The 12,066-nt window shown below is 59.6% G+C and carries 11 protein-coding genes; 3 read left to right on the top strand and 8 right to left on the bottom strand.

The window, feature by feature from the left end; translation table 11 throughout:
- Nucleotides 1–347: 347 nt before the first annotated feature.
- The gene (locus FJ398_20125) at nucleotides 348–866 is read right to left on the bottom strand and encodes a redoxin domain-containing protein (protein ID MBM3840227.1); all 519 of its coding nucleotides are present in this window, start codon (nucleotides 864–866) and stop codon (nucleotides 348–350) included.
- Nucleotides 867–1,024: 158 nt separating this feature from the next.
- A complete protein-coding gene (locus tag FJ398_20120) occupies nucleotides 1,025–2,152 on the bottom strand; it encodes a DUF3616 domain-containing protein (GenBank protein MBM3840226.1) in 1,128 nt (375 codons plus the stop codon).
- 477 nt (nucleotides 2,153–2,629) lie between these two features.
- Here FJ398_20120 and FJ398_20115 point away from each other — a divergent pair, with 477 nt between their 5' ends.
- Together FJ398_20115 and FJ398_20110 are read left to right on the top strand one after the other, a co-directional pair.
- On the top strand, nucleotides 2,630–3,337 hold the full coding sequence (locus FJ398_20115) for a hypothetical protein (GenBank protein ID MBM3840225.1): 708 nt from the start codon (nucleotides 2,630–2,632) through the stop codon (nucleotides 3,335–3,337).
- A gap of 445 nt (nucleotides 3,338–3,782) precedes the next feature.
- On the top strand, nucleotides 3,783–5,135 hold the full coding sequence (locus tag FJ398_20110; GenBank protein MBM3840224.1) for a hypothetical protein: 1,353 nt from the start codon (nucleotides 3,783–3,785) through the stop codon (nucleotides 5,133–5,135).
- 299 nt (nucleotides 5,136–5,434) lie between these two features.
- Here the strand turns inward: FJ398_20110 and FJ398_20105 are convergent, their stop codons facing one another.
- From FJ398_20105 to FJ398_20085, 5 genes are all read right to left on the bottom strand, one after another.
- The gene (locus FJ398_20105; protein MBM3840223.1) at nucleotides 5,435–6,472 is read right to left on the bottom strand and encodes a dihydrodipicolinate synthase family protein; all 1,038 of its coding nucleotides are present in this window, start codon (nucleotides 6,470–6,472) and stop codon (nucleotides 5,435–5,437) included.
- A 161-nt stretch (nucleotides 6,473–6,633) separates the two neighbouring features.
- Nucleotides 6,634–7,029, bottom strand: coding sequence for a YraN family protein (locus tag FJ398_20100; protein ID MBM3840222.1), 396 nt, complete (start codon nucleotides 7,027–7,029; stop codon nucleotides 6,634–6,636).
- Between the two features lie 47 nt (nucleotides 7,030–7,076).
- Nucleotides 7,077–7,424 carry a YraN family protein gene (locus FJ398_20095; protein MBM3840221.1) on the bottom strand — a complete coding sequence of 116 codons (348 nt, stop codon included), beginning with the start codon at nucleotides 7,422–7,424 and terminating at the stop codon, nucleotides 7,077–7,079.
- A gap of 213 nt (nucleotides 7,425–7,637) precedes the next feature.
- Nucleotides 7,638–8,291, bottom strand: coding sequence for a ribonuclease HII (locus FJ398_20090; protein MBM3840220.1), 654 nt, complete (start codon nucleotides 8,289–8,291; stop codon nucleotides 7,638–7,640).
- Nucleotides 8,288–8,527, bottom strand: coding sequence for a hypothetical protein (locus tag FJ398_20085; GenBank protein MBM3840219.1), 240 nt, complete (start codon nucleotides 8,525–8,527; stop codon nucleotides 8,288–8,290). The genes FJ398_20090 and FJ398_20085 overlap by 4 nt, the downstream gene beginning before the upstream one ends.
- 236 nt (nucleotides 8,528–8,763) lie before the next feature.
- On the opposite strand from FJ398_20085, the gene dnaK reads away from it, so the two are divergent.
- Nucleotides 8,764–10,680, top strand: coding sequence for a molecular chaperone DnaK (gene dnaK / locus FJ398_20080; protein MBM3840218.1), 1,917 nt, complete (start codon nucleotides 8,764–8,766; stop codon nucleotides 10,678–10,680).
- 249 nt (nucleotides 10,681–10,929) lie between these two features.
- On the opposite strand, the gene FJ398_20075 is transcribed toward dnaK, so the two are convergent.
- Complete coding sequence (locus FJ398_20075; GenBank protein ID MBM3840217.1) at nucleotides 10,930–11,691, bottom strand: translation initiation factor IF-3; 762 nt, start codon at nucleotides 11,689–11,691, stop codon at nucleotides 10,930–10,932.
- Nucleotides 11,692–12,066: the final 375 nt, after the last annotated feature.

The following is a 12,066-nucleotide window of genomic DNA, read 5'->3' as shown; positions in this document are numbered from 1 at the left end:
CGGCGCAACCCGAAGGGCGGCAGTTCTTTTTCGCCAGACTTCGTTGCTTGCTCCTTACAGATCCACTTCGGGATATGCTCGTCGCTCGCGCCTCGTCTGGCCGAAAAATCCCTTGCCGCGAACGTGAGCGTATTTATGAAATGGACCACTAAGCGCGGCTTGTCATCGCTCGTTGAGCCGGCTCCGAAATTCCACGGTTCTTTCGAGACGCACGGTCTTGCCCTTCGCTTCGATCACGCGAACGGTCTTTCTCCGTGTACCGCTCAGACGTCCGGAACGGCCGAGCGGAAATCCGGGAGAACATCGGCGGTCACCGAGCGAACGCGCGGAAAAATCCTCCTCCTCCGTCACGACGCTTTCGCTCTGCCACCTGGGCATGCGCGAAGGACTTTGCCGTGGGGATTGATCAACACGAGCGTGGGCCAGGCCCGGGCGCCGTACGATTTCCAGACTTGAAAGTCCTTGTCGTTGACTACGGGATGCTCGATCTCATGGCGCTGGACCGCTTCGCGGATGTTGGCGGTTTCTTTCTCATTTTGGAATTTCGCGGAATGAACTCCGATCACGACCAGTTCCCGGGCGTATTTCGCCTCCAGCTTTTTCAGATCGGGAATGATGTGCATGCAATTGATGCAACAGTAAGTCCAGAAGTCCAGCAGCACGATCTTGCCGCGCAAGTCCGCGAGCGCGAGCGGGCGCGCCGTGTTCAGCCATTCGAGCGAAGCGGGGAACTCCGGCGCCGGCGCGCGGCCTTCAAAGGGAATTTCGGGCTTGGCGGACGTCGCCGCAGTTTGCGCCAAGGGAGTGACCGGGGCGGCGATCCGAAGGCAGCACGAAACCAGGAAGAGAAACGAGAGTCGGCGCATAAAGATGGGGAGAAACCTACACGGCAGGCGCCCTGATAACCAGAGGAAGCTGAGTCAACCGCGGATTACATGGATCACACGGATAGGATCGCTTCTCCATCCGCAAAATCCGTGAAATCCGCGGTTGAAGAATGAGCAATAGCGAATCTCCCCGAGTCTCACGGCGCATCCAGGTTGATCCAGAGCGCGCGGAAGCGTTTGGCGCTGTCGTCTTTCAAATCTCTGCAATCGGTTCCTCGGATTCTGCCGGAACCATCGTCACTCAGGATCTGGATTTGCGGCGTGGCCGTGGACGCGGCGGTCGGATAAACCACAATCGCTTCCGGGTTGAACCGCCGCAGATCGACTGAGCGGACCAATTCAGGCTGGGTGGATTTGCCATCCCAGAGAAACAACCGCGCTTCGCCTTTTCCCCCGGCGTAGGCGCCAGACGCAATCAGATAACGCCCGTTCACGGCGGCGATGTCCCGGATGCCCAGTCCCCCTAAATCCAGGAGGATGGGTTCACCGAACCTTGCCCTTTCTCCGGAAACAAGGCCGTCGGGATTCAGGAGCGGCAGCAGGAGCGCACGCCCTTGCGGAACCGGGTTTCGAAACGTGATGAGGAGGCGGTTGTCAGGCGAGGCGGCGAGTCCTTCAATATTGAGGCCGCCCCGATCCTTCGGCGCGAGTTTGGCGGCGGCGGTAAAGTTGAACCGTTTCAATTCCGGCGCGGCGGCAAGGTCCTTGATCAGGTCTTTGTACGGTTTGCCAACAAGATGAATGGCAACGCGGCCAGTCTCGACGTCGAATCGCGTCGCGAAAAACCGGCGGCGGCTCGGACGCTCTTTGCCTTCGCTGTTTCGGGCGTGCGAGGTGATCCAATAAACGCGGTCTCCGAGCGGGGCGGCGCCTTCGATGTCCGTTTCGGGTGAATCTTTTTGGAGGTCCAGCAAGCGGGACAAGTCGAACTTCTCGGCGGGCAGCCCGCCGAGGTCTCGCCGGTAAACTCGGATCACGCTGTCCTCATCATTCGCAACCGCGAAAAAGTCCGGGCTGATCGCCACGGCCGCCGAGCCGTCGCACATGCCTTGATAAGTCTGGACGGGCGGCGAGCCGGGGTTCGAGCAAGCGGAGGTGACGCCGAGGACGCAGGCGAGGACTAAGAAGAAGCGTGAGGCGAAATGATGGTCCAAACCCGCCCTCAGCGAGACGGAGGTGCGGATCCTCACTGACTCCAATGGCGGAGAATCACAAGAGGTTAGCAGCCCGTTCCGCCTATTCTCAAAGGAGGTTCGCGAGATCATGAATCGCAATGTAATCGATTCTTTGCCGTAGCCAAACGGTTTTGGAATGACTACACATGACGCGGCACGGCAAAGCCGCGCCTCAGAGTCGTTGAATCGTTACAACGTCGAAACGTTGAAACGTTGACGAGTTCATGTCCGATGGCGGGTTGCCAGCAATCTATGCGTCAGGAGAGAGACACGAGATTAATGCGCGCGGACCGCGGCGGAACTGAAACCGCGGCTGTCAGACTTCGCGTGGACCCACGCCTTGACCCCTCCCAGGAGGGGAACAGGCTGGCGGCGCTTGAAAGCAGGCTCCCCTCCCGGGAAGGGGTCGGGGTGGGTTCGTGGACCCTGTGCATTGTTCGAAACCCAAGGCGACGCTCCAAGAACCTCTGGGTAGCGCGAGCGTGTCCGCAGCGAGCCTATTTGGACGTATTCAAAGCTCGTGGAACGGCTCGCCGGGACGGACTCGCCCTACCTTGGTGGCTTGCCATGCTTCTGGGGCTGGTTCTTGCAACGCGAGGCGTGGTGGATTGCTGGGCGGCCGATAAGAATCCCTCGGCGGAAGTCAAAAGCGCCCTGCAACAACTCGCTTCTCAGGCCAACTACAGTTGGACTTCAACGCCCAAAGCCGAACCGAAATCCTCGCTGACGCGCCAGGGACCGACGCATGGGCAGACGGAAGCGAACGGCTTCACCTATTTCCGATTCACCCTGGAGGGCAACGCGGTCGAAGTCGCTTCGAAGGGCGGGCAAAGCGCCATCAAAACCGAGACCGCGTGGGAGTCGGCCAGAGAGTTGACCGGGGATCGCGAGTGGATTGCGCGCCGGTTGCAGGACTTCAAGCCGCCGCACGCCGAAGCCGAGGAGCTCCTCAAGATTTGCAGAACTCTCAAGGCGGAGCGAGGCGGGGCTTACACAGGCGACTTCACGGCGGAAGGCGTGAAGAACCTTTTGCTCAGCCGCAGCCGCGTCGAGTTCCTGGCGCGCGTGTCTCCGGGCGCCAAAGGCACGGCGAGATTCTGGGTGAAGAACGGGATGCTGGCGAAGTACGAGGTCAATCTCCAAGGCAAGATTCTCCTGACGGATCATCAGCAAGAATTCGCCATCAACCGGACGACCACGGTGGAGATCAGTCGGGTTGGTTCCACCCAGGTCCAGGTGCCCGAGGAGGCGAAAAAGAAGATTGCATCTCCGTAGCCGGTGGCAGGGCCGGATTTCTCCTCTCCCAGCCAGTGAGTGGCGCGGTCGCCGGCGCAACATCAATGGCTGCTCCGGGCTTTGGTCGGTGAGATCAACTGCATTGCTTCAGAACAAGCTTCTCCTCGGTCCGCCGCTTTACGAACGCCCGCTCACGCTCAAGAACGGCGCGGTGGTCGTCTTTGGGCTGAATTAGCCCGCGGCTAGTGATGTGTCTCACAAATGGCTGGAGTTATGCCGCAAGGGATTTTGGCCTCCCGCGCTGGTGAACTGGGTGAGGGACCGGCCAAACCCCGACTTTGATTGGTGGTGAGCAAGGGCCGCAGCCGCATCGTGACAGCGTTACAACGTTAAATCGTTAATTGTTGCGAGAATTTGAAATTACTGTAAGTGCGCGATGAAATTCTGGACGCTGGCACTGGTGGCAAGTTATCCTCACTGAAACATGAAAGCCACACATCCCACACTGCGATCGATCCTCGGCAAGTTGCCCGTTACTCTTACTCCTTCCTCCCGAACAAACCCCCTCACCTCATCCCTCTCCCACTCGGAGGGGGAGAGGGTGTCCGCAGGACGGGAGAGAGGGCCGTTCAGCCGTTCAACGCCAGAATCTAAGACGTGGCTGGCATCCTTCCGAACGGCCACCGTTCTCTTCCTGGCTTCGCTCTTCGCGTTCCAGGTTTCGGCCGCGGACGTTCCTGCGGGGATCTGGGTCCGTCCGGGCTTCACGTTGACCGTGGCGGAAAACACCATCAAGACCCCTCGGTTCATGGCCACGAATCCTGAGGGCGTTCTTTTTGTCAGCGTTCCCAGCGCCGGCAAAATCATGGCTTGCCGCGACAAGAACAACGATGGGGTTTACGAAAGCGTGGCGCCGTACGTCGAGGGTCACAACCCGAAGAACATTCTGCAAGGCTTGGCCTGGCACAACGGCTGGCTCTGGTTCGCCGAAGTCTCCGCGATCTACAAATCCCGCGACACAAATGGCGATGGCAAAGCCGATGAAGTCGTCAAAGTCGTCAGCGAAGACAAACTCCCCATCACCGGCGGCGGGCATCGGTGGCGCGCCCTGTTGATTCATCAGTCACGCATTTACACGCACATCGGCGATCAAACGAACGCCACGGATGAACCCATCGATGCGAACGAACGGAAAAAAATCTGGAGCTTCGCGCTGGACGGCTCCGACAAACAACTCTTCGCGTCGGGCTTGCGCAACACCGAGAAGTTCGCGATCCGACCGGGCACCGAGGAAATCTGGGGCGTCGATCACGACATCGACACGCTCGGCGAATCGATCGAGGGCAAGGAAAAGAAATTCGGCCAGCCGATCACGGACCACAATCCTCCGGCCGAACTCAACCACTACAAGAAAGGCGGCTTCTACGGGCACCCGTACATTCTGGGGAAAAACATCCCGAACTTTAATTTTCTGAAACGGCCGGACCTTGCGGAACTTGCGTCCAAGACCACGATCCCCGAATGGACCATGGCCGCCCATTGTTCGGGCAACGGCATGTTCTTCTATCACGGCAACAAGATTCCTAATGCCCGGGGCGACGCCTTTGTGGCGATGCGCGGCTCATGGAATGCCACTCAGAAATCCGGCTATTGCCTGGCGCGAATTCTGTTCGAGGACGGCCATCCGTACGGCGAACAGAAAATGGTGAACTTCCTCAAGGGCGGCACGGAAGTGCTGGGGCGCCCGGCGGATTGCCTGGAAGCGCCGGACGGCTCGATCCTCATCAGCGACGACACGGGCAACAAGATTTACCGGCTCTCCTACGCGGGACAATGACGAGGAGGGTCGAGCCGATCCGGGATCGGATAAGTTCAGCGTCTCGTTGTTCCCTTGCACCGAAATGCACCTCGAAAACACTTGAAGCGGCACTTCGGCGATTGAGTTGGAAGATAGCCTTCGGGCGGCTTCGGAACAATCCATAACTGAGCGACCTCTCCTGTCCGGCCATTCTCGGTTTGCCTTCGGTAGGGCGAGCCTGTCCCCAGCGAGCCGCCTCCGACGTGTTCCAATACGTCGGACACGGCTCGCCGAGACGGACTCGCCCTAGCCCCCTAGCCCCGCGGAGCCATTCGCTTTCAGCGACGCGCCGACCGGCGGGGCGCCGCCCGAAACACGCGAGGGGGCTTATGCCTCCCATCGCCTACTGAACAGCGAAAGCCGATCTGGCGAAGTTCGGCCCGGATGCGTTCGATCTGGTCGGGCGACAGAGGCCGAACCGGCCGGCGGAAAACCGGCGAGGGGAATTTGCCCATCAACCAGCGCGCCACTTTCATGCGTTGGTGCGCGCCGCAACCGGGTTCGCCGAAATTATAAATGACGCGCGCGAGCGGCGCGACCGTTTGCCGGGCTTTTTTCGCCCGGCGCAAATCTCCTGCCAGCGCGGCGTGGACCACATCAACCATGAGTTCGGGCGCGAAGCCCGCGAAGCCGATCAACGCGCCGTCCGCGCCGTCGAGCAAAGTCGGGAGCAGAAATTCATCGTGGCAAGTCAGGATGGAAACGCGGGGCGCCGCGTGCTTGAGCGTCTCGTAGTCGTAAAGCCACCGGGCCATGTCGCGCGTGCCCATCTTAATGCAGACGACTTGCGGAATCTTCACCAGTTCCAGCATCTCCTTCAGCGAATAGCCGGCCTTCGTCCACGCCGGATATTGGTGAACGATGATCGGGATGTCTGCTCCGGAGGCCACGTCCTCGAAGAATCCCACGGCGGTGTCGAAGCCCCGGCCAAAGCGCAGCCAATGATGCGGCGGCATTAGAAGAATCGCGTCGGCGCCGGCTTCTTTCGCGGCGAGGGCGTGGTCGATTGCTTCCAGGCTTCCTTCCGCCGAGACGCCCGAAACCGCTTTCACGGCGCGGCCTGTCTTGCGGGACGTATCCTGGAGTGTTTTGGCCAGAATGCGCGTCACGCGCGCGCGTTCGCCGGGGCGCAGGGACATGACCTCACCGGTATGGCCGTTGCAGACGAGGCCTTTGATGCCTTCGACGCGGGCGAGTTCGGCGAAATAAGCGCGCAAGCCGTCTTCATCGATCGATTCGTCTTCTTGAAACGCGCACAGTGTGGCGGCAAAGACTCCGGCCCAAGGGTGCCTTTTCCAGTTCATTGGAGTGTTCATGGGGCAGTCATCTTCCTCAATTTAACCACGGATGGACACGGATGCACACGGATAATGAACGGAAGTCAGGTGAGAGGCGCGGGATGTCGTTTTTCAAAATCGAGGGTGCTTTGACATCCCAGAGGGATGCCAGAATGAGCCGACGCTTCAGTGTTGCTTGCTCAGCCGAGCCGGTAGGGTGAGCTGAGGCTGAACGTGTTGGGCAAGTGCCGAATTTCGCGCACCGCACCGTCTTCCAGCAGCACCTCCACGATATCGAATCGAATCCGAACGCGGGGGTTCTCCAGGAGCTTCAAGTAATCGAAGGCGGTCTGGGAGAGCAACCGGCGTTTGCGTGCGTTCACGGCCGCGGCGGGCCGGGTCCAATCTTCCGACGACCGGGTCTTGACCTCCACGAACACCAGACAATCGCCGTCGCGAAACACGAGGTCGATCTCTCCGCGCGGTGAGCGAAAATTGGCCGTGAGAAACTTCAGGCCGCGTTCTTGAAGATGTCTTTTGGCGGCGCGTTCGCCGAGCTTCCCGCGCTTGAGATGCTGCGGTTCGTCGGGTCGCATCCACCGCGTTTTGACTCGCTGCCACAGGTTCATCGTCTGAAAAGAGATTACAACCACGGATGGACACAGATGGACACGGATAAAGAGAGTTGGCGGTGAACTTGGAGATCGCACGCAGAGAGAGCGGTGGGTGGGTCCCCAAATCCGTGTTCATCCGTGTTCATCCGTGGTTCCTTTCTGCTCCCAAATTCGGGCCGGGTCCAATCTTCCGACGACCGGGTCTTGACCTCCACGAACACCAGACAATCGCCGTCGCGAAACACGAGGTCGATCTCTCCGCGCGGTGAGCGAAAATTGGCCGTGAGAAATTTCAGGCCGCGTTCTTGAAGATGTCTTTTGGCGGCGCGTTCGCCGAGCTTCCCGCGCTTGAGATGCTGCGGTTCGTCGGGTCGCATCCACCGCGTTTTGACTCGCTGCCACAGGTTCATCGTCTGAAAAGAGATTACAACCACGGATGGACACAGATGGACACGGATAAAGAGAGTTGGCGGTGAACTTGGAGATCGCACGCAGAGAGAGCGGTGGGTGGGTCCCCAAATCCGTGTTCATCCGTGTTCATCCGTGGTTCCTTTCTGCTCCCAAATTCAGACACGAGTGGGCGGTTCATTTCAGAAATCAAACAACTCCTGCTGGGACGGCTTCAGCGGCGCGAAACTGCGGCGGTGCAGCGGACAGGGGCCGTGCTGGGCGAGCGCGGCCAAATGCTCGGCTGTGCCATATCCTTTGTTCTTCGCGAAACCGTAAGCCGGAAATTGGCGGTCGTAATCCTCCATCAAACGGTCCCGCGTGACCTTGGCCATCACACTGGCCGCAGCGATGGAATAACTTCGCGCGTCTCCCTGGACCAGCGCGGTCTGCGGTAACGCAATCGACGCAACCGGTAAGCCATCCACAAGGACGTGTTCGGGCGGAAGCGTCAATTGGGCGAGCGCGCGGTTCATGGCCTGGTGCGTGGCCTGGAGGATATTGATCGTGTCGATGACGCCGACTTCGACGAGGCTCACCGCGGTCAGAATCTCGGCTTGCGTGGTGAGGAAGGTGAAAAAGGACTCGCGTTGCGCGGAGGTGAGTTGTTTGGAGTCATTCAGACCTTCGAGTGCTTCGGGCAGTCCGTTGCGAATCCACTCGACTGGCAACACGGCGGCCGCAGCTACGACAGGTCCCGCCAATGGTCCGCGCCCCGCTTCATCCACGCCGGCGATGCGGGTTACTCCTTTTGCGAGCAGCGCGCGCTCGAACTCGAAACGGTCGGTCTCCTTCATTGTTTCCTGAGCCGGTAAAATCGCGTTGCGTCGGCGAGAGCAATCGTAACGGTGTTGCCATTCAGAGCAATGCCCGGCGGAAGTGGATGCCGCACTTGCCAGTTGTCGAGCGGATCCGCCTCGATTGTTTGGCTGACGGCCTGCGTTGCTGCGCACAATAAAAGGGCGAACAGACACACTTGAAGAGGCAGTCTCAGGTGCAGTCGGTCAGCAAGGTCTTGCGTCCAGTCGTTCAAAACTTGGTTCTCCTTCCGCGTCGCAGGCTAATTTGCCATCAAACCCAGGCAAGAAGGAATTCAATGGCTTCTCCGTTTAACTTCGGTAGGGCGAGCCTGTCCCCAGCGAGCCGAGTCGGACGTGTTCCACGCACGTCGAGCGGCTCGCCGGGGACGGACTCGCCCTACCGTGCGGACGTTGGAGCGCAATTCGTGCAAATCTCCCGGATGCTTGTTACGATGCGCCGGCAAACACGATGAGCAGAATTGTCGGCATCGATCTGGGCACAACCAATTCGTTGGTCGCGAGTGTGGATTCCGGTTTTCCGTTTGTCATCCCCGATCGCGAAGGGCACCGGCTCACGCCGTCTGTGGTTCATTTTCCGGACGATAGCGGTCCGGCCCTCGTGGGGCACAAGGCCCAGAGGTTGCGGGTGCTGAAACCGGCAGAGACGGTCTATTCCGTGAAGCGCTTCATGGGCCGGCGGGGCAATGAAATCTCGCGCGAGCAACTCCGGGTCAACTATCCGCTCAGGACCCAAAGCAGCGAAGCGGTCGGGATCGACATCCGAGGCCGAGTGCTCAAGGCGGAAGATGTCTCGGCGGAGGTTTTGAAGAAGTTGAAGGCCGATGCCGAAACTTACTTCGGAGAGCCGGTGACGCGCGCCGTCATCACCGTCCCGGCGTATTTCAACGACGCGCAGCGCAGCGCGACCAAGAGGGCAGGGGAGCTGGCGGGTTTGACCGTGGAACGCATCATCAATGAGCCGACCGCCGCGGCCCTGGCTTATGGTTTGGACAAGCTGAAGGAACGGTCCAAAATCGCCGTGTATGACCTGGGCGGGGGAACGTTCGATTTGTCGATTCTGGAACTGACCGAGGGAGTTTTCCAGGTGCTCGCCACGCACGGCGATACGCTGCTGGGCGGCGATGATCTGGACAAACGCATCGTGGACTGGCTCGTCGAACGCATCCGAAAAGCCGGCGGGCCGGACGCAACGCAGGAGCCCGGTTTGATGGCGCGCCTCCGCGAGGCAGCGGAGGAAACCAAGATCAAGCTTTCGGATGTGGAGGAAGCGAGCGTTTCGCTTCCTTTCCTTGATTCACAGTTCAGCTTCACTTGCCCATTCACGCGGCGCGAACTGGAAGAACTCACGCGCGATATCATCGTCCGGACGCGGGAGCACTGCCTGCGTTCGCTGGCCGACGCCAAGCTGGAACCCGCGGATTTGGATCAGGTGATTTTGGTGGGTGGCCAAACCCGTATGCCGCTGGTGCGGCGTTTCGCGGCCGAGCTTTTCCATTGCGCCGAGTTCGAGGTGGTCGCCGGGGCGCTTCGGGTGGGTTCGGACTATCACAAATCACGCGGGCCGGCGTTGAACACTTCGCAGAACCCCGACGAAGCCGTTGCGTTGGGCGCGGCAATCCAGGCGGAAATCCTGGCGGGCGGTTTCAAGAATCTCCTGTTGCTGGATGTGACGCCGCTCTCGCTGGGAATCGAGACGTTTGGCGGCTTGATGAACGTTATCATCACGCGGAATTCCACCATCCCGATCAAAGCCGGCGAAGTGTTTACGACGGCGGTGGATCACCAAACGGCCATGTTGATTCATGTCCTCCAGGGCGAGCGCGAGCGTGCCAGGGACAACTGGAGTTTGGGGCGGTTCACGCTCGACTTTGAACGCGCGCCCAAAGGTGTGGCGCGGGTGGGCGTCCAATTTGAAATCGACGCTAACGGAATTCTGCGCGTGCTGGCGCGCGATCTCAAATCCGGTCGCCAAACCGTGGTCGACCTGAAATCCGCCGTCGATGTGAACGACGCGGAGGTGGAGAAAATGGTTGAAGAGTCCGTCGAGCACGCCTTCGAGGATCTGGCGGCGCGCCGCTGGATCGAAGCCAGGCTCCGGGCCGGCGATACGGTGGAGGCGACTCGCAAGGCGTTGGCTGAATGCGGCGCAGAGATCGCCGCCGACCTTCGAACGAGGATTGACGCGGCCGTGCTTGCGGTGACAGCCGCTTTGGATACTGAAGATCCCACCACGCAGGCCGGAAACCTGAACCAGATCAACGCCGCCATTGCCGAGTTGGATGATGCCACAAAACCGCTTGCAGACTTGCTGATGCAAAGAGCAATGGAGGCGGCGCTGCGGCGGCGCGGATTGATTCAAGGTTGAAGAGCGCGGGCAGTTTGCCCGCACAACCTCAACCTTCGGAAATTATCCGGCCCACTATCCGGATGTTGTCCCGGTTTTAGTGATGTGTCTCACAAATGGCTGGTATTCATTTGTGAGACACATCACGAGCCGGTTTCGCGCGTTGGCCTGCTGAATCCGGGACTACGTACGGGTAAAACAAGAATCGCTACGGGCAGGCTGCCCGGGCTCCTTCTTGAATCCGCCGGGCCTTGGGCCACTGAAGGCGGGTCACGCCCCTTGCTGAAGCTTCACATCCAGTTCCGAAAACGGATTATGGACAAATCCGCTCGCGGGTGCAGGCGATGCTGAGGATTTGGACACAGGTTGGCTTGACCTCGGGTGCTGGGCGGGAGGATAGACCGGGACGTTGTTTGGACCCGGCGAGTGGACGTGCAGTTTTTCAGGGCTGACGCCGGTCTCGCGGGGATTCTTGGCCCGTTTGTTCCGGGGCAACGGGCTCATCATGATGTTGATTCCCTTGCCGATGAGTTTCGCCGGCGCATCCGGGTGCCCGAAGGGAGCGAGTTCCCTGATGAATTTCTCCACGACTTGAAATCCCAGTTCCGTGTGCGCCATTTCGCGGCCGCGAAATCGAAGCGCGACTTTCACTTTCATCTCTTCGCAGAGAAAGTCGATGGCGTGGTGCAGCTTCACGCCGAAGTCGTGAGGATCGATTGTGGCGCTCAGTTGAATCTCTTTGACCTTGTTGGCGTGCTGGTGCTTCTTGGCCTCGTTTTCCTTTTTGGCCTGTTCGTAGCGGAACTTGCCGTAATCCACGAGCCGGCAGACGGGCGGAGCGGCGTTGGGCGCGATCTCGACCAGGTCCACGCCATGGCCGCGGGCCATGTTGATGGCTTCGCCCAGGGGAAAAACACCCATTTGATGGCCATCTACCCCGATCACGCGCACCTCACGGGCGCGAATCTTCCCATTGACCTTGACGAGCGAATTAGAGGAGAAGGAACTGCGAGGGGTGAAAGGGCGGCTCAAGACACCCTCTTCGGTTGAAGTTTATCCATGCTAGAATCCAGATGGTCTATTCATTGAATTAGACATCTAGTGTGATATTTAGCCGCCTCCGCGCGTTTCTGCAAGTCAAATATGGGCTCCAAAATTTTGTTGCGCGGGAGGCCAGAGAATGGTGAGCTAACGGCAGTTCCGAGAGAAAGCCAAACAGTTTCCGTTTCGAGCGCCGAACCAGTTCGCTCGAACTATCGAGATGATGCGCGTCAACTCAACTAAGAGCGTGTCCGAAAATTGCGCGGGGTCCTGCGGCGAGGGATTTTGGCTGTGGCCAAGGCGGCGAGGTCCGAGCATCCCCAACGCGGGCTGTAAGGACCGAGCCAACGCAGGCCACGGACAAAA

The organism is Verrucomicrobiota bacterium (genome assembly GCA_016871535.1).
In the GTDB taxonomy this organism is placed as follows: Bacteria; Verrucomicrobiota; Verrucomicrobiia; order Limisphaerales; family SIBE01; genus VHCZ01.
This window is presented reverse-complemented; position numbering and strand designations above follow the sequence as displayed.